We start from the raw sequence: 16,027 nt of genomic DNA, 5'->3' as shown, positions 1-16,027 counted from the left end.
TCATGGACTGGAATTTCGGCGACCTGCTCGATGCGACCGCGGCGCATGTGCCCGGCGATCGCCCGGCGATCATTCGCGGCGACCATGTCACCAACTGGGCGGATTTCGACGCCCGCACCAACCGGCTGGCGCGCGCGATGCGGGCGGCGGGGCTTTCCGCCGGTGCGCGTATCGCGATCCTGGCGCGCAACATCCCCGAGTTCATCGAGATCGCGGCCGCGGCGTTCAAGGCGCGGCTGACCCACGTCAATCTCAACTATCGCTACACGACGTCCGAGATCGAATATGTGCTGCGTGACTGTCAGGCGGCGGGGCTATTCTATCAGGACGAGTTCGGGCCGGTCGTCGCATCGCTGATCGGCGGCGCGATCGACCATCTGACCTATGCCGTGCAGATCGGCAGCGACGGGGCCTATGATGGCATCGTGGCGGAGGGCGACGCGTCGCCGCTGGGCATCGCGCGTTCGCCCGACGACGGCTATTTGCTCTACACTGGCGGTACCACGGGGCGGCCCAAGGGCGTGATGTGGCGTTCGGCCGATGCGCGGCGCTCGCAGCTCGAATCGCCGGTCGCCGTCACCACGCCCGCGAGCATGGACGACCATGTCGCGCAGGTGCTGAAGGGTGCGGCAGGCCGCGTCATGCCCGCCTGTCCGCTGATGCATGGCGCGGGGCTCAACAGTTCGCTCGCCGAGTTGCTCGTCGGCGGCACCGCCGTGCTGCTACCGTCGGACCGGTTCAGCGCCGAGGAATTGTGGAGTGAGGCCGAACGGCATCGCGTGACCCGCATCCTGATCGTCGGCGATGCCTTCGCACGCCCGATGGCTGACACCTTGCTCGCCCATCCGGGACACTGGGACCTGTCGGCGCTGCGGCTGATTTCGTCCGCCGGGCTGATGTGGTCCGAGCAGGTGAAAGCGGCGCTGCTCGACGCGCTGCCGCAGCTGACCCTGCTCGACATTCTCGGCGCGTCGGAGGCCTCGGGTTTCGGCTATGCGATCACCAACAAGGATCGCGCCACCCCGACCGGGCTGTTCGAACCGGGGCCGCAGACGGTGATCGTCGACCATGACGGCGGCCGCGTCCTCGCCGACGACGAGGTCGGCTCGGGCTGGCTTGCGCGGCGTCCGCCGTTCGGTGCCGGCTATCATGGCGACCCCGAAAAAACCGCGAGCGTCTATCGCATCATCGACGGCCAGCCCTATGCGGTGCCCGGCGACATGGCCGAACGCCTGCCCGACGGGCGGCTGCGCCTGCTCGGACGCGGCAGCATGTGCATCAACACCGGCGGCGAAAAGGTCTTCGTCGAAGAGGTCGAGGAGGCGCTGAAGCGCATCGACGGCGTCGCCGACGCGATGGTGTTCGGGCTGCCCGACCCGAAATGGGGCAGCGTCGTCACCGCGCTGGTCGAAGCGGGCGATGCCCCCGACGACGAGGCGCTGCGCGCCGCGCTGTCGCACGACCTCGCCGCCTATAAGCAGCCGCGCACCATCATCCGCGTCGCCGTGCTGCCGCGCCATGCGAGCGGCAAGAGCGACTATCGCACGGGGATGGACATCGCGCGCGCGCAGCTCGCCGATGCGGGCTGACCCGCGCCGCACCCGATACAAGAATCCCCGGAAAGACTATCATGCAACAGGCTGAAAATATGAGCGCAACCTCTCCCCGCCGCCTCGACGCGCTGATCATCGGCGCGGGTTTCGGGGGCATGTATGCGCTGCACCGTACGCGCGGCATGGGGCTCGACGTCCATCTGATCGAGGCGGGCGACGATGTCGGCGGCACCTGGTACTGGAACCGCTATCCGGGCGCGCGCTGCGACGTGATGAGCATCGATTACAGTTACTCCTTTTCGGACGAGATCCAGCAGGAGTGGACGTGGAGCGAGCAGTTCGCGGCGCAGCCCGAAATCCTGTCCTATGCGCGTTTCGTTGCCGACAAGCTCGACCTCAAGCGTGACATCAGTTTCGAGACGCGCGCGACTGCGGTGCAATATGACGAGGACGCCGCGCTGTGGCGGATCGAGACCGATGGCGGGGTCGTCTACGAAGCGAATTATTGCCTGATGGCGACCGGGCCGCTGTCGGTGCCGAAGCAGGTCGACATTCCCGGCGCCGCCAAGTTCAAGGGCGAGCTTTATCTGTCGGGCAAATGGCCGCATCACGACGTTGATCTCAAGGGCAAGCGCGTCGCGGTGATCGGCACCGGATCGTCGGGCATCCAGATCGTCCCTGTCGTCGCCGAGCAGGCCGAACATCTTACCGTCTATCAGCGCACTCCGAGCTTCACGCTGCCGATGCGCAACCGCAAGCTCGACGCGGACTATGTCGCGCATATCAAGGCGCATTATCCGGGGCTGCGCGCGGCGGCGCGCCACTCGCTGACCGGCGGCGTCCGCCCGATCACGCACCGCCCGGTGTTCAGCGTGACCCCGGCCGAAAGTGAAAAGCTGATGGAGGACGCCTGGGCGCACAGCGGGCTGTCGTTCCTCGGCCTCTTTTCCGACCTGCTGACCAATCGCGAGGCGAACGAGGTTGTCGCCGAATTCGTCCGCGGCAAGATTGCCGAGACGGTGAATGACCCCGAAACGGCGCGCAAGCTGACCCCACGCGGCTACCCGATCTTCGCGCGGCGCCCGTGCCTCGATACCGGCTATTACGAGGCGTATAACCGCGACAATGTGACACTGAAAGATTGCCTCGAGCATCCGATCGTCGAGATCACCGAAAAGGGCATCCGCACCGCCGAAGGCGAGGTCGAGGTCGACATCATCATCGCCGCGATCGGCTATGACGCGCTGACCGGCGCGATGCTGTCGATCGACATCACGGGCAAGGACGGCCGCGCGCTCAAGGACAAATGGGCCGATGGCGGGCGCTCGCACCTCGGCCTGATGATCGAGGGCTTCCCGAACCTGTTCGTCATCGCCGGGCCGAACGGTCCCTCGGCGCTGGCCAATTTCATCATTCTGAACGAACAGAATGTCGACTGGGTGTGCGATTGCATCACCCATATGCGCAGCGAGGGCATCCGCTCGATCGAGGCGAATGCCGACGCCGAGGACGGCTGGATGCAGAAGGTGACGACGCTGGGCTCGCTGTCGCTCTATCCGACCGCCAACACCTGGTACACGGGGGCCAATGTGCCGGGCAAACCGCGCACATTCCCGGTTTATATCGGCGGGCTTGGCCGCTACCGCGAAATTTGCGCCGATGCGGCCGCCGAGGGTTATCGGGGCTTCACGCTGCGATAACCGGCGCCCTGCGTCCCTGTCTGGAAAGGTCCCTCCTGTTGCCCGATCGGCTGTTCGAACCGCTGTCGCTGTCGCGCGGTCCCGCGATACAAAACCGTTTCATGCTCGCGCCGCTGACCAACCGGCAAAGCCATGCCGATGGTCGCTTGTCCGACGCCGAACATAAGTGGTTGGAGATGCGCGCCGCGGGCGGGTTCGGGCTGACGATGACGGCGGCGGCGCATGTACAGCCGGTGGGGCAGGGCTTTACCGGGCAGCTTGGCGTTTTCGACGAGGAGCATGTGGCGGGACTGACCGCGCTGGCCACCGCGATACGGGCGAAGGGCTCGCTTTCGTCGGTGCAATTGCATCATGCCGGCAGCCGCGCCGAGACGGCGCTGGTGGGCGCGCCGGTCGCGCCGTCCGCAGTGCCCGACCGCGGCGTGCGCGCGCTGACCGAGGCCGAGGTCGCGGCGCTGCGCGACGATTTTATCGCAGGCGCGGTGCGGGCCGACCGCGCGGGGTTCGACGGCGTCGAGATTCACGGCGCCCATGGCTATATCCTCGCGGAGTTCCTGTCGGCGGCGTCGAACAGTCGCAGCGATGACTACGGCGGCAGTCTGGAAAACCGCGCGCGCATCCTGTTCGAGATCGTCGACGGCATCCGCGCCGCGACGCGGCCCGATTTCCAGCTCGGCCTGCGCCTGTCGCCCGAACGCTTCGGGCTGGTGCTCGAGGAAATCCGCGATCTGGCGGTGGAGGTCATGGCCGGAGGCAAGATCGATTATCTCGACATGTCGCTGTGGGACGCCCGCAAGGAGCCCGAGGACGACAGGCTGAAAGGGCGCTCGCTGCTGAGCTATTTCGCCGAATTGCCGCGCGGCGACGTTCGCCTTGGCGCCGCGGGCAAAGTGATGACCGCCGAAGACGCGCGCGATATGCTCGACGCCGGTTGCGATTTCGTCGTCATCGGGCGCGCCGCGATCCTGCGCCACGACTTCCCCGAACGCGTCCGCCGCGACCCGGCCTATCGCTCGCCGCCGCTGCCCGCGTCGGTGCCGCACCTGCTCGGTGAAGGGCTGAGCGACGAATTCGTCCATTATATGCGGCGCTGGCCGGGATTCGTCGAAGAGGAAGCGGCCGGATAATCTTTTGCAGGCGAATGACCCGCCGCTCCCATTTTTGCTGATGTCCCGCCGTCGGTCCCCGCGATACTCTCTCCTTCAAAATCACAAGAGGAGGATGCGATGGATCTGGGTCTCAAGGGCAAGAAAGTCATCATGAACGGCGGCGCGCACGGCCTGGGGCTGGCGTCGCTCAAGATTTTCGCCGCCGAGGGCGCCGATGTGGCGTTCTTTTCGCGCGACGCCGAAAAGGTCGCGGCGGCGGTCGCGGCGATCGACGCGGCGGGGCCGGGCAAGGTGTTCGGCGAGCAGTTCGACATGACCGGCAATCCCGACGGCTATCGCGCCTGGCTGGAGAAGGCGCGCGATACGCTCGGTGGCTGCGACATCTTCATCCACACCGCGAGCTCGTCGGGGCAGGGCGCGACCGGCGACTGGCAGCGCGGGCTCGACATGGACGTGATGGGCGCGGTGCACGGGGTAGAGGTGCTGACCGAGGCGCTCGCGGCGTCGGGATCGGGATCGATCATCTTCATGTCGTCGACCGCGGCGGTCGAGACCTTCATCGTCCCGCAGGCGTTCAATGCGCTCAAGGCGGCGCTGATCACCTATGGCTCGCAGCTGAGCCAGTCGCTCGCGGCGCAGAATATCCGCGTCAATATCGTGTCGCCCGGCGCGATCTATTATCCCGGCGGCAATTGGGAGGTCATCAAGTCGGCGGTGCCGGCGCTTTACGAGGGCACGCTGGCGCAGATGCCGCTGGGGCGCTTCGGCGAGCCCGAGGAAGTGGCGAAGGGGATCGTGTTCATGGCGTCGCCCGCCTGTCCGTACATGACCGGCGCGCATCTCGTCATCGACGGCGGTTTCACCAAGCGCGTCCAGTTCTGAGGATCGCGCAATGAAGCTCTATCAGTCGCTCGGCCCCAATCCGCGCGTGGTGCTGATGTACCTCGCCGAGACCGGGGTCGCGGTCGATCGGCAGTTCGTCGACATCATGACGGCCGAGAACCGGCAGCCCGATTTCTGTGCGAAAAGCCCGCTCGGGCACACGCCCTTGCTCGAACTCGACGACGGGGGGTGTCTCGCCGAGAGTGTCGCGATCTGCGAATATCTTGACGAGACGCTGGGCGGTCATGCGCTGCTGGGCGCGACAGCCGAGGAACGCGGGCGGACGCGGATGCTGGTGCGGATCGTCGACCAGCTTGTCGTCGTGCCGATGACCGCGGGCTTTCGCGGTGCCGAGGGGTTGCCGATGTTTCAGAGTCGGCTGCTCTGCCTGCCCGACGCGGCGGCGGACCTGAAGCGACTCGCCGCCGACGGGCTGGCGCAGCTCGACCGGATTGTCGGTGCGGGGCCGTGGCTCGCGGGCGAGCGGTTCAGCCTTGCCGACATCTTGCTTTACAGCTTCGTCGCGTTCGGCGCGATGGTCGGGCAGCCGCTCGATCCGGCGCTGACCAACCTTGCTGCCTGGCGCGACCGTGTTGCGGTGCGCCCCAGCACTGCCGCCAGCGCCAACCCCCAATATGGCATCGGAGAATCTGCATGACCGAGACGATCGATCGCGACAAGTTGCGCGATATCTACACCCGCACGATGCGCGTCGCGCGCGCCGACGAGAAATTCCGTTCGCTGCTGATGACCGGCAAGCTCGCGGTGATCTATTACACCGTGCGCGGCCAGGAACTGGTGTCGGCGGCGGCGATGGCGGCGCTCGAACAGGACGATTATCTGGTCACCACCTATCGCGGCCAGCACGACCAGATCGCCAAGGGCGTGCCACTGAACCCGCTGTTCGCCGAGATCGCGGGCAAGGTCGGCGGCACCTGCCGCGGCAAGGGCGGGTCGATGCACATCACCCATCCGGACTCGGGGGTGATGGTGACGACCGGCGTCGTCGGATCGGGATTGCCGATCGCCAACGGCCTCGCGCTCGCGTCGCAGAACCGCGGCGACGGCAAGGTGACGATCGTCTGTTTCGGTGATGGCGCGACCAATATCGGCGCCTTCCACGAGGCGATGAACATGGCGCAACTGTGGAAACTGCCGGTGATCTTCCTGTGCCAGAACAACCGTTATGGCGAGCACACCGCGTTCGCCGACCACACCAAGGTCGACTCGATCGTCACTCGCGCCAAGGCGTACGGGATGGAAGGTGTGAAGGTCGACGGCAACGACGCGATCCTCATGTACAACACCACCAAGGCTGCCGTGGATCGCGCGCGCGCGGGCGAGGGGCCGACGCTGATCGAGGCGATGTGTTACCGGATGATGGGGCATTTCTTCGGTGCCGACTTCTCCTACATGCCCAAGGAGCATCTCGCCGAGATGGCGGCCGAGGACCCGCTGCCGCGGCTCCGCCAGTTGATGCTCGACCACCAGTTTTCGGAGGCCGAGCTCGACGCGATCGTCGCCGACCTCGATGTGCAGATGGACGCGGCGGCCGAGTTCGCGGCGAACAGCCCGCTGCCGGGGCCGGAGGAAATCCGCAAGGATGTCTTCGAAGAGGAGATTGCGGCATGAGCGCGCAGATCACAGTGACGCAGGCGATCAACCGCGCGATCGACGAGGCGATGGCCGAGGATGAAGGCGTGATCCTGCTCGGCGAGGATGTCGCCGCGAAGCAGGGCGGCGGGGTGTTCAAGATATCGGCGGGGCTGACCGAGAAATATGGCGAGAACCGCGTCCGCGCGACGCCGATTTCGGAGCAGGCGATCGTCGGCGCGTGCGTCGGCGCGGCGCTCGCGGGTTTCCGCCCGATCGCCGAGATCATGCTGATGAACTTCGTGACGGTCGCGATGGACCAGATCGTCAACCATGCCGCGAAGCTGCGCTTCATGTCGGGCGGGCAGACGCATGTGCCGCTGGTGCTGCGCACGACGACCGGGGTCGGGGTCGGGTTCGGCGGGCAGCATAGCGACATGCTCGAGGCCTGGTTCGCGCATGTGCCGGGGCTGAAGGTGGTGACGCCGTCGAACGCCGCCGACGCGCAGGGGCTGATGCGCGCGGCGATCGCGTGCAACGACCCGGTGATCTTCATCGAAAATATCCTCTGTTATGGGCTGAAATCGGACGATCCGGGGCCGGGGCATATTGTTCCGCTGGGCAAGGCGGCGGTGACGCGCGAGGGCAGCGACTGTTCGATCATCACCTATGGTCGCACCGTGCTCGACGCGCTTGAAATCGCCGAGCGTCTGGCGGGCGAGGGCATTTCGGTCGAGGTGATCGATCTGCGCACTATCGCGCCGTATGACGAGGCGACGGTCACGGCGTCGGTCGAAAAGACCGGCCGCGCGCTCGTGCTCCACGAAGCGGTGAAGCAATATGGCACCGGCGCCGAGATCGCCTCGCGGCTCAATGAAAAGCTGTTCGGCAAGCTGAAGGCGCCGGTGACGCGCATCGGCGGTGCCTTCTCGGCGGTGCCGATGGCGAACGCGCTCGAACAGGCGTGGATCCCTAACAAGGACGCGATCGCCGATGCGGTGCGGACCGCGATGAACTGGAAGGGCTGAGGCGATGGCGGAGGAATTGCGCATACCGAAGATCGGCATGTCGGCGACCGAAATGACGCTCAACGAATGGATGTTCGGCGACGGCGAGCGCGTCGAGGTTGGCGACATCCTCTATACCGTCGAAACCGACAAGACGACGGTCGAGGTCGAGGCCCAGGTCGCGGGGATCATCCGCCCGATCGGCGTCGAGGGCGAGGTCTATCCGGTCGGCGCGCTGGTCGGGACGATCGAATGACCCCGCTCGAAGCCAGCAAGGCGATGTACGACGCGGTGCACGCAGGCGATTGGAATGCGGTCGCCGATTTCATGGCCGAGGATTTCGTCATCCATGAACCCACGTCGCTGCCCTATGGCGGCGAATGGCGCGGGCGCGATGCGCTGCAACGGCTCTACACGCATGTCATGGGTTATTGGGACGATCCGGTCGTCAAATGGCAGGAGTTGGTCGGCGGCGAGAAATATGCCGTCGCACTGCTCCATTTCACGGTGACCGCGAAGGCGAGCGGCAAGCGCTTCGAGACGCATATCGCCGAGGTCACCGCGTTCGACGACGCCGGCAAGATGGCGTCGATGCGTATCCATTATTTCGACACGGCCGACATAGTCGGCCAATTGAAGGCATAAGCCATGGCCGAAGCGCCGCATGTCATCGTCCTCGGTACCGGCGGCGCGGGGTTCACCGCCGCGATTGCGGCGCATGAGGCCGGGGCGCGGGTGTCGCTGTTCGAAAAGGGCGAGCAGGTCGGTGGCACCACCGCCTGGTCGGGCGGAATGATCTGGGTTCCGAACAACCATCATGAGGCGACGCTGGGGGTCGAGGACAGCCGCGACAAGGCGCTGACCTATCTGATGTCGATGTCGCATGGGCTGATGCAGCAGCCTCTGGTCGAGGCGTTTCTCGACCACGGGCCGGAGATGGTCGCGTTCCTCGAGGCGAACACCCCGGTGCAGTTCCGGCCGATCCCCGAATTTCCCGACTATCACGCCGAGTTTCCGGGCGGGATGCCGAATGGCGGGCGGTCGCTCGATTGCCCGCTCTATTCGTTTCACGAACTGGGCGAGTGGGCCGACCGGGTCACGCTGTCGCCCTATTATCCGATGCCCTATTTCTCGATCTACGACACGCCACTGGGGCAGGCGAAGCCGCAGCCGCTGACGCCCGAGGAATTGCAGCGCCGGATCGACGGCGACTTGCGCGGCAGCGGGCAGGCGCTGGTTGGCCGTCTGCTGCGGGCTTGCCTCGATCGCGGTATAGAACCGCAGACCGGCCATCGCGCGGTACGGCTGCTCATGGATGACGACCGCGTGGCGGGCGTCGTGTTCGAGACCGTCGACGGCGAGGTCGAGGTCGGCGCCGATGCGGTGATCCTCGCCACCGGCGGCTTCGAATGGGACGCCGACCTCCTCCGCGCCTTCATCCGCGGCCCGATGACGCATCCGCTGAGCCCGAAGACCAATAGCGGCGACGGGCTCAAGATGGCGATGCGCGTCGGGGCGATGCTCGGCAATATGCGCGAGGCCTGGTGGATGCCGGTGGCCGAGGTGCCTACGAACGAAAGTTCGACGGGCAAGACGCTCGTCGCGGGGCAGCGCAGCCTGCCGCATTCGATCATGGTCAACCACGCGGGCCAGCGCTTCACCAACGAGGCGGCGAATTACAATGCGATCGGCGCGGCGTTCCACGACCAGGACGTCAGCGCGTTCGATTACAAGAACCTGCCGTGCTGGCTGCTCTTCGACCAGCAATATATCGACCGCTTCGGTTTCGGCATGATCAGCGGCGAGCGTGGTGTCGCGCCGCCGCAATGGGCGATGCGCGCCGAGAGCCTGTCCGAACTGGCGAAGCGGCTGGAGATCGATCCCGACGCGCTCGAAGGGACGGTCGAGCGCTTCAACGCGCATTGCGCGGGCGGGCGCGACCCCGATTTCGGGCGCGGCGATGCGGCGCACGACCAATGGTGGGGCGATCCCGACGGGCGCGGCTCGACCGCCGCGACGCTCGGGCCGATCGGCCAGGGGCCCTTCTTCGCGGTCGAGATCAAGAGCGGGGCGCTCGGCACCAAGGGTGGGCCGCAGACCGATGTGAATGGACAGGTGCTGAGCGTCGACGGCGGATCGATCCGGGGCCTCTATGCCGCGGGCAATGTCATGGCCTCGGTGATGGGCATGACTTACGGCGGCCCGGGCGGGACGATCGCGCCGGGCATGGTGTTCGGCTTCCTCGCGGGGCGCCATGCCGCGACCGTGTCGGCGAAGCAACTGGAGGGCGCGGCATGAAGAAAATCCTCGTCCTCGGCGCACCGGCCGACCAGGGCGTTCCGCTGCTCACCGCGCTGAAGGCGCGGGGGCTGGAGCCGACCGCCGGCGTGCGGCGCCCCGGCGCGATGGCGACGACCGCGCACCCCGACGTTCCCGAGGTCGCGGCCGACCTCTACGACGTCGCCAGCCTCACCGCCGCCTTTCACGGGCAGGATGCGCTGGCGATGCACCTGCCGTTCGAGTTCGACCGCGCCCGCGCGGCGACGATAGGGCGCAATATTGCCGAAGCGGCGCGTGCGGCGGGACTGAAGAAGATCGTTTTCAACACGAGCTGTTTCGTCGCCGACCGCGACCTCGATCTGTCGGCGCACGACGGGCGGCGCGACATCGAGCGCGCGATCCACGACAGCGGCGTTCCCTATGTGATCATCGAACCGATGGTGTTCATGGACAATATCACCCGCATCTGGTCGCGCCCGGCGATCGTGGGCCGCGGGGTGTTCGCCTATCCGGCGGCCGAGACGCTGAAGATCAGCTGGGTCTGCCTGGAGGATGTCGCGGCCTATATGGTCGCGGCGCTGCTCCATGAGGATCTGGTCGCCGACCGGATCGCGGTCGGCGGGCCCGAGGCGCTCATTGGCGCCGAGGTTGCCGAGCGGCTGTCCGTCGTGGCGGGCCGACCAGTGCGTTTCCAGAGTCTCAGCCCCGACGAATTCGCCGCGCGGATGAGCGAACTTGTGACCGGATCGCGTGAGGTGCAGCCCGCGAGCATCTATGACGGGATGGCGAAATTCTATCGCTGGTACAACGAGCAGCCGGTGTCGCCCGTCGCGCTCGACGCGGTGCCGGCGGCGCGGCTGCTGGGGGTGACACCGACGCCGTTCGCGGAGTGGGCGGCGCGGCAGGACTGGTCGCCGGTGACGGCGTAGTTCCGCTTTTTTTTTTCGCGATTGGATCTCTTGCAAATCCATGGAACGACCGTTTTCGACCGGTTGCGGACGCTCAGTATGCTGGCAAGGTTTTGGCATCGGCAACAGCGTCTTCACCCGCCTGAATGTCGAGAGAATGCACCTCCCAACAGGCGTCGAACCCACGCGCCAATGCGGTTTGTCTCAATTCCGGGAAATCGTCCTTCAACAATGCCAGGAACATCGACCAATGGGCTGCGCTCAACTCTGCTCGCCCAGGGACGCAGTGTCGATCGGGATGGCCCTGTCGAACGGAATATATGGAGCCGAAATCATCTGGTTCGGTAAATTCTGCCATAATCTCTCGGAAAGCCGGGGTAGGCAGGTAAACCAGATAAGCTGTACCGATCAACGTCATGCGCCAGCTTAGATTTAGAAGTGTCCGGTTTCTAGCTATTTCAACCGTTCGATACCGATGCGCATGCGATGACCGCTTTCGGGCGTTGGTTGCCGCGGAAGGAATAATGCTCTCTCCCCTTCAGGGGAGAGATACGCAGGCTTGCCGGTTTACCGGCTAGCCGGAGTTGAGAGGGGCGTGACGATGTCCCCCTCTCCCAACCCTCTCCCCTAAAGGGGAGAGGGCTAAATGCCCGCTCCCCACCCCAAAGCCCACGCTCGTTTCACCGGTTCGCAAAAAAAGATATGCGCACCCTTTTTATGGCAGGTGACCCTCGACATATTTCTCCAGCGTACGGTGGAAATGGCGGATGCGGCTTTCCTGATAATGGCCGAGCTCGATCACGCCGTTGGGCGAGGACTTCATGCCCTCCTGCACATAGGGCAGGTTTTCCATATCCTGGTCGAACACCCCGGCGAGCGCGGCGCCGATCAGGTGGCTGGCGCTGGCGAAGGGCTGGTCGTCGGGGATCAGGTGCATCGGCGCCGATTTGGGGGCCTGCTCGCCCTTGGGCGTGCGCATCAGGATGCGGACCTCCATCAGGCAATGGTCGGTGTCGCCCCAAGGCCGCCAGCGATAGACGATGTTCGGTACCAGCCCGCCCCATGGCGACCAGTTGGGGAAGACATTATAGGTGAAATTGTCGAGCATCTCGCTGTCGGTCGCGTCCGAATAATCATGCCCGTTCATCGCGCCAAAAGCATCGCGGTTCGCCTGCGCCAGCACCTTGCGCGCGAGCATCGGATCGTCGGCGTCGAAGCCCTTGAGGTCGGTCGGATCGCCGGTCGCGCGCCGCGCGCGGCTGTCACCGCCGCCGATGAAATCCTCGAGCGACTTCAGGACATAGAATTGGTCCTTGCCCTTGATGTGCGGCGACATCGCGCCCGCCGGGGTGATCGCGCGGTTGAGGAAATCGCCATAGAGGTCGTAGCGGGTGTTCGCGTCGGCGGTGAAACCGAGGATCTGCGGATGGGTGACGATGCTGTGCCACGCCTCCATGAACGCCTCGGCGACCGCCTTCCAGTTGGCGGGAATGACCCGGCCGACCCACGCGGCGGTGTGGCATTCGTCGAGCCGCCAATTGTCATAATGTTCGACGCCGGGGCCGACCCAGTCGCGGAAAGGCGGCAGGTTATGGTTCTCGGTGACGAGCAGGAAACCCTGCCAGCTTTCGACCTTCAACTCGGGAAGGCTCATGTCCTTGTCGTCGAGATGCTTGAAGTCCCACGCGCACGGCGCTTCCTTGAAGCGGCCGTCGTGGTGCCAGGAAAAGCCGTGGAAGGGGCAGCGCAGATTCACCGCGGGGCCGCTCTCGGTGCGCAGCTTGCGTCCGCGATGGAGGCAGACGTTGTAGAAGGCTTTGACCGACAGATCCTTCTGGCGGACGAGCAAGATGCTCTTTTCGTTGATGTCGTAGACGACGGTGTCGCCGGGGTTCGGCATATCCTCTTCGCGCGCCGCGAACTGCCAGATGTTCGGCCACATCTTTTCGCGTTCGCGCTTTGCCCAATCGTCGCTGACATAACGCTCGATCGCGATCGGCTCGTCGCCGAGCTCCTGGTTCGATTCGGCGAAGAGATAGTCGGGGACGCGCCGCGTGTCGGCGTTGAGCATGTCGGTGTAGCTGGTGCCGGGGCAGCGGTCGTCGCGGGTCTGGTCCTGGGGAGGCGAGAGGTCGTTCATCGGTAACTCCGAAAGGTCAGGCAAGCTGGTCGAGCGGCATGCCGCAAGCGGCGGCGATCGAGCGGTGGACGCCGTGGAGCGCGGGTTCGTTCGCGCCGAGGACGACGCGGAAGTCGGCGGGCGCGGTCATCAGATTGGCATAGCCGTTGCTGGCGACACGATAATCCTCGGTCTGCACCACGGTCGCGGTCATGTCATAGGCCATTTCGCACATTGTGCGATGCTCGTCGCTCTCGACGCCGAACGGCGCATAGACCGCGAACTGGCAGAACATCTTGCCCGGGCCATCGGGGAACAGTCTGAAAACCTGCGTGAAATAAACGCCGGGGGTGACCGCGCCGAAAAAGATCACGGTGTTCGGGAACAGGAAATGCACCCCGCCATATTCGGTCTCGGGCCACTCGCTCTCGTCCTTGCCGACGAGCGCGCCGATCGACAGGTCGGGGAAGCTGACGCGGTGGTGACGGCCGATCGGTTCATAGACGTTGCGGTCGCTGTAATGGGTGCCGCCGATCGTCGAGGCGTGGAGCATCTTGAAATGATAGCTCTCGCCATAGGTGTCGAGCGCGAACTTCCAGTTCGAATCGGCGGTGAGGATGCCCTTTCTGACCGGCTCGGCGCGGTGCAGTTCGAGCTGCGCGAGCACCGGGCCGAAATCGCCCAGATGCGCCTCGGCATCGATCGGCGCGCCGTCGGGATTGGCGCACACGAAGATGAGGCCGAGATGCTCGGTGCAGGGCAGTTCGATGAGGTTGCGGGCGCCGATCTCGCAATCGGCGAAACCCTCCTTGCCCGGCTGACCGACGAGGGTGCCGGCGGGGTCGAAGGTCCAGGCGTGGAAGGGGCAGACGAGGCGCGGGCGCGGGCCGCTCCACGGTTCGGTCTCCTCGACCAGCTTGGCGCCACGGTGGGTGCACATGTTGAGGAAGGCGCGCGCGACGCCGTCCTTGCCGCGCGCGACGAGGATCGACGGGCCGGCCGAGTCGAAAACCAGCGTGTCGCCCGTCTTGGGAATGTCGCCCGACAGGCCGGCGACGATCGGTTCATTGCGGAAAATATGCTGCATCTCGGCCGCGTTGCGGGCTTCGCCGGTGTAGATGCTCTTGTGCAGCGGCAGCGGCGCCTCGGCGCGGTCGGTGCGGTTTTCGGCGACGATCGATACCAGCTTGCGCAGCCCGGTCCGCGCATTGCGCTTGCGGACGGCGGGCCAATCCTTCTGGACGATATGGGGATCGGACTCGGCCATGGCTCTCCTCACATTTTGCCCAGTATGACTCCGGGTCTCGAACAGCTTATCGCACAAAGCCCGGCGCTTGTGCGCTATCGCTTTTGAGGGGGAGAGACCCGATGACCCGACCCGCCACGCTCGCATCGCTGGGCGAGATCATGCAGTTGGCTTTCGTGCCGGCGGATTTCGACGCGGCGCTGAAGCACTGGACCGAGGTGATGGGCGCGGGGCCGTTTTTCCTGCTGCCGAACGTGACGCTTCCCGGCGGGCGCTATCGCGGCGAGCCGAGCGATCCGGTGTTCACCATGGCGCTGGGGTATTGGGGCGAGATGCAGATCGAGCTGATCCGGCCCGAGAATGACGCGAAATCGCTATATCGCGGCGAATATGCGGTGGGCGAGGGGCTGCACCATGTCTGCGTGCTGGTCGACTCGATCGCCGAGGCGCGGGCGCGGTGCGGCGAGGTCGGCGCGGAGATTATTTTCGAGGCGCCGGTCGGCGAAAGCGGCGGGGTGATCTACGCCGATCCGGGGACCGGGCCGGGGACGCTGGTCGAACTGCTCGAACCGCAGGCGGGGACGCGCGAGCTGTTCGCGATGATGCGCGATGCGGCGAAGGGATGGGACGGGAGCGCGCCGCTAAGGTCGCTGGGATAGAGCGCGGACTTTTCGCCAAAAGCTTCGTCATTGCGAGCGAAGCGAAGCAATCCTGAGCGGTTTACGCAGGCTCTGGATTGCCGCGTCGGTTTGCTCCTCGCAATAACGGGGTTTAGCTGTTCGCCCCCAGATACCCCAGTTGCCCGGCCTTGAAGATCGTCTGGGCGCGGTTGACCGAGTTCAGCTTCTCGCCGGCGCGGTGGACGTGATAGCGCACCGTCGCGTGGCTCAGCGAGATGATCATGCCGATCTCGCGATCGGTCTTGCCGATCGCCGCCCAACGCAGGCACTCGACCTCGCGCTTCGACAGCTCGCAGTCCGACGGAATGCGCCTTTTGGTCCGCATCGCCGAGGCATAGCCCGCAATGAAGCGCCGCGTCGCCAGCGACAGCGTGTCGCCGATTTCCGCGAACAAATCGGACAGGTCGTCGATGTCGGGATCGGTCGGATGAAAGCTGTTGGCCGAAATCTGGCCGAACGGCAGATGCACCGGAATAACGATCGCCGCCTTGTAGCGCGGGTTCGCGGCGAAATAGCGCGCCGGGTCGATTTCATCGAGATAGGGGTTCGGCTGCGCGGTGCGGAACCCGTCGCTGTTGCACCAGAAGGGCTCGCTTTCGTAGCGGCACGAGCGCGGCAGTGGCGAATGGAGCGCCAGCCGATGATCTTCCCACCAGCGTTCGCCGTCGCCAAGCCAGCCGAACAGGTCGGCGGCGAGGACGGCACCATCGGCGTCGACCATCGTTTCCTTCGACGCGATATCGTCGCACAGCGCGGCGCGCAGGCCAAAGGCCGCCGCATAGTCGCGCAGCAGCACCGCGGCATCGTGGATATCCTCCACGTTGCGGATCGTGACCGCGTCGACGAGCGTCCTGGCATCCATTGGGGGCGCGAACCCGTCGAGCGGCAGTTTTTCTGCCTGTTCTCCCATGATCGGGACTATTTCATACTGGCCGGCAAGTCGCAATGCA

16 protein-coding genes are annotated in these 16,027 nt (G+C 65.5%); 12 read left to right on the top strand and 4 right to left on the bottom strand.

Translation table 11 applies throughout. The features are described from left to right. Nucleotides 1-2: 2 nt before the first annotated feature. From EEB18_RS01540 to EEB18_RS01490, 11 genes are all read left to right on the top strand, one after another. The gene (locus tag EEB18_RS01540; RefSeq protein ID WP_187140384.1) at nucleotides 3-1,589 is read left to right on the top strand and encodes an AMP-binding protein; all 1,587 of its coding nucleotides are present in this window, start codon (nucleotides 3-5) and stop codon (nucleotides 1,587-1,589) included. A gap of 59 nt (nucleotides 1,590-1,648) precedes the next feature. After that, a complete protein-coding gene (locus tag EEB18_RS01535) occupies nucleotides 1,649-3,253 on the top strand; it encodes a flavin-containing monooxygenase (RefSeq protein WP_262408063.1) in 1,605 nt (534 codons plus the stop codon). Between the two features lie 38 nt (nucleotides 3,254-3,291). Beyond that, complete coding sequence (locus EEB18_RS01530) at nucleotides 3,292-4,380, top strand: NADH:flavin oxidoreductase (RefSeq protein ID WP_262408062.1); 1,089 nt, start codon at nucleotides 3,292-3,294, stop codon at nucleotides 4,378-4,380. Nucleotides 4,381-4,479: 99 nt separating this feature from the next. Further along, nucleotides 4,480-5,244: an SDR family NAD(P)-dependent oxidoreductase gene (locus tag EEB18_RS01525; RefSeq protein ID WP_056350405.1), complete on the top strand. Its 765-nt coding sequence runs from the start codon at nucleotides 4,480-4,482 to the stop codon at nucleotides 5,242-5,244. Between the two features lie 10 nt (nucleotides 5,245-5,254). Beyond that, complete coding sequence (locus tag EEB18_RS01520; protein WP_187140382.1) at nucleotides 5,255-5,902, top strand: glutathione S-transferase family protein; 648 nt, start codon at nucleotides 5,255-5,257, stop codon at nucleotides 5,900-5,902. Continuing rightward, a complete protein-coding gene (locus EEB18_RS01515; protein ID WP_187140381.1) occupies nucleotides 5,899-6,876 on the top strand; it encodes a thiamine pyrophosphate-dependent dehydrogenase E1 component subunit alpha in 978 nt (325 codons plus the stop codon). The genes EEB18_RS01520 and EEB18_RS01515 overlap by 4 nt, the downstream gene beginning before the upstream one ends. Further along, nucleotides 6,873-7,865: an alpha-ketoacid dehydrogenase subunit beta gene (locus EEB18_RS01510; RefSeq protein WP_187140380.1), complete on the top strand. Its 993-nt coding sequence runs from the start codon at nucleotides 6,873-6,875 to the stop codon at nucleotides 7,863-7,865. The genes EEB18_RS01515 and EEB18_RS01510 overlap by 4 nt, the downstream gene beginning before the upstream one ends. A gap of 4 nt (nucleotides 7,866-7,869) precedes the next feature. Beyond that, nucleotides 7,870-8,100, top strand: coding sequence for a biotin/lipoyl-containing protein (locus tag EEB18_RS01505; protein ID WP_187140379.1), 231 nt, complete (start codon nucleotides 7,870-7,872; stop codon nucleotides 8,098-8,100). Further along, nucleotides 8,097-8,489, top strand: a complete 393-nt coding sequence (locus tag EEB18_RS01500) for a nuclear transport factor 2 family protein (RefSeq protein WP_187140378.1) — start codon at nucleotides 8,097-8,099, stop codon at nucleotides 8,487-8,489. Before EEB18_RS01505 ends, EEB18_RS01500 begins: the two co-directional genes overlap by 4 nt. A gap of 3 nt (nucleotides 8,490-8,492) precedes the next feature. Then, the gene (locus EEB18_RS01495) at nucleotides 8,493-10,142 is read left to right on the top strand and encodes an FAD-dependent oxidoreductase (RefSeq protein ID WP_187140377.1); all 1,650 of its coding nucleotides are present in this window, start codon (nucleotides 8,493-8,495) and stop codon (nucleotides 10,140-10,142) included. Then, complete coding sequence (locus EEB18_RS01490) at nucleotides 10,139-11,053, top strand: SDR family oxidoreductase (protein ID WP_187140376.1); 915 nt, start codon at nucleotides 10,139-10,141, stop codon at nucleotides 11,051-11,053. Before EEB18_RS01495 ends, EEB18_RS01490 begins: the two co-directional genes overlap by 4 nt. 73 nt (nucleotides 11,054-11,126) lie before the next feature. On the opposite strand, the gene EEB18_RS01485 is transcribed toward EEB18_RS01490, so the two are convergent. The 3 genes from EEB18_RS01485 to EEB18_RS01475 all read right to left on the bottom strand — a co-directional run bounded on the left by EEB18_RS01485 (nucleotide 11,127) and on the right by EEB18_RS01475 (nucleotide 14,418). After that, nucleotides 11,127-11,450 carry a hypothetical protein gene (locus tag EEB18_RS01485; protein ID WP_187140375.1) on the bottom strand — a complete coding sequence of 108 codons (324 nt, stop codon included), beginning with the start codon at nucleotides 11,448-11,450 and terminating at the stop codon, nucleotides 11,127-11,129. 297 nt (nucleotides 11,451-11,747) lie between these two features. Next, nucleotides 11,748-13,172: an aromatic ring-hydroxylating oxygenase subunit alpha gene (locus EEB18_RS01480; protein ID WP_187140374.1), complete on the bottom strand. Its 1,425-nt coding sequence runs from the start codon at nucleotides 13,170-13,172 to the stop codon at nucleotides 11,748-11,750. Nucleotides 13,173-13,188: 16 nt separating this feature from the next. Continuing rightward, a complete protein-coding gene (locus tag EEB18_RS01475; RefSeq protein WP_187140373.1) occupies nucleotides 13,189-14,418 on the bottom strand; it encodes an aromatic ring-hydroxylating oxygenase subunit alpha in 1,230 nt (409 codons plus the stop codon). A 101-nt stretch (nucleotides 14,419-14,519) separates the two neighbouring features. Between EEB18_RS01475 and EEB18_RS01470 the strand changes: the two genes are divergently transcribed. Then, nucleotides 14,520-15,056 (top strand): VOC family protein, encoded by a 537-nt coding sequence (locus EEB18_RS01470; protein ID WP_187140372.1) that lies wholly within the window; start codon nucleotides 14,520-14,522, stop codon nucleotides 15,054-15,056. A 112-nt stretch (nucleotides 15,057-15,168) separates the two neighbouring features. Here EEB18_RS01470 and EEB18_RS01465 read toward each other — a convergent pair whose 3' ends face one another. After that, the gene (locus EEB18_RS01465; protein ID WP_262408061.1) at nucleotides 15,169-15,987 is read right to left on the bottom strand and encodes a helix-turn-helix transcriptional regulator; all 819 of its coding nucleotides are present in this window, start codon (nucleotides 15,985-15,987) and stop codon (nucleotides 15,169-15,171) included. Between the last annotated feature and the right edge of the window lie 40 nt (nucleotides 15,988-16,027).

Source organism: Sphingopyxis sp. OPL5, assembly GCF_003797775.2.
Lineage (GTDB): Bacteria > Pseudomonadota > Alphaproteobacteria > Sphingomonadales > Sphingomonadaceae > Sphingopyxis.
The sequence above is the reverse complement of the archived record's forward strand: the minus strand, read 5'-3'. Positions and strand labels throughout refer to the sequence as shown.

Excerpts from the sequence above, each read along its gene's own strand:
- EEB18_RS01510 (WP_187140380.1), top strand. The coding sequence starts at position 6,873 with ATGAGCGCGCAGATCACAGTGACGCAGGCGATCAACCGCGCGATCGAC.
- EEB18_RS01515 (WP_187140381.1), top strand. The coding sequence starts at position 5,899 with ATGACCGAGACGATCGATCGCGACAAGTTGCGCGATATCTACACCCGC.
- EEB18_RS01485 (WP_187140375.1), bottom strand. The coding sequence starts at position 11,450 with ATGACGTTGATCGGTACAGCTTATCTGGTTTACCTGCCTACCCCGGCT.
- EEB18_RS01490 (WP_187140376.1), top strand. The coding sequence starts at position 10,139 with ATGAAGAAAATCCTCGTCCTCGGCGCACCGGCCGACCAGGGCGTTCCG.
- EEB18_RS01505 (WP_187140379.1), top strand. The coding sequence starts at position 7,870 with ATGGCGGAGGAATTGCGCATACCGAAGATCGGCATGTCGGCGACCGAA.
- EEB18_RS01470 (WP_187140372.1), top strand. The coding sequence starts at position 14,520 with ATGACCCGACCCGCCACGCTCGCATCGCTGGGCGAGATCATGCAGTTG.
- EEB18_RS01540 (WP_187140384.1), top strand. The coding sequence starts at position 3 with ATGGACTGGAATTTCGGCGACCTGCTCGATGCGACCGCGGCGCATGTG.
- EEB18_RS01475 (WP_187140373.1), bottom strand. The coding sequence starts at position 14,418 with ATGGCCGAGTCCGATCCCCATATCGTCCAGAAGGATTGGCCCGCCGTC.
- EEB18_RS01525 (WP_056350405.1), top strand. The coding sequence starts at position 4,480 with ATGGATCTGGGTCTCAAGGGCAAGAAAGTCATCATGAACGGCGGCGCG.
- EEB18_RS01480 (WP_187140374.1), bottom strand. The coding sequence starts at position 13,172 with ATGAACGACCTCTCGCCTCCCCAGGACCAGACCCGCGACGACCGCTGC.
- EEB18_RS01500 (WP_187140378.1), top strand. The coding sequence starts at position 8,097 with ATGACCCCGCTCGAAGCCAGCAAGGCGATGTACGACGCGGTGCACGCA.
- EEB18_RS01465 (WP_262408061.1), bottom strand. The coding sequence starts at position 15,987 with ATGGGAGAACAGGCAGAAAAACTGCCGCTCGACGGGTTCGCGCCCCCA.
- EEB18_RS01520 (WP_187140382.1), top strand. The coding sequence starts at position 5,255 with ATGAAGCTCTATCAGTCGCTCGGCCCCAATCCGCGCGTGGTGCTGATG.
- EEB18_RS01495 (WP_187140377.1), top strand. The coding sequence starts at position 8,493 with ATGGCCGAAGCGCCGCATGTCATCGTCCTCGGTACCGGCGGCGCGGGG.
- EEB18_RS01535 (WP_262408063.1), top strand. The coding sequence starts at position 1,649 with ATGAGCGCAACCTCTCCCCGCCGCCTCGACGCGCTGATCATCGGCGCG.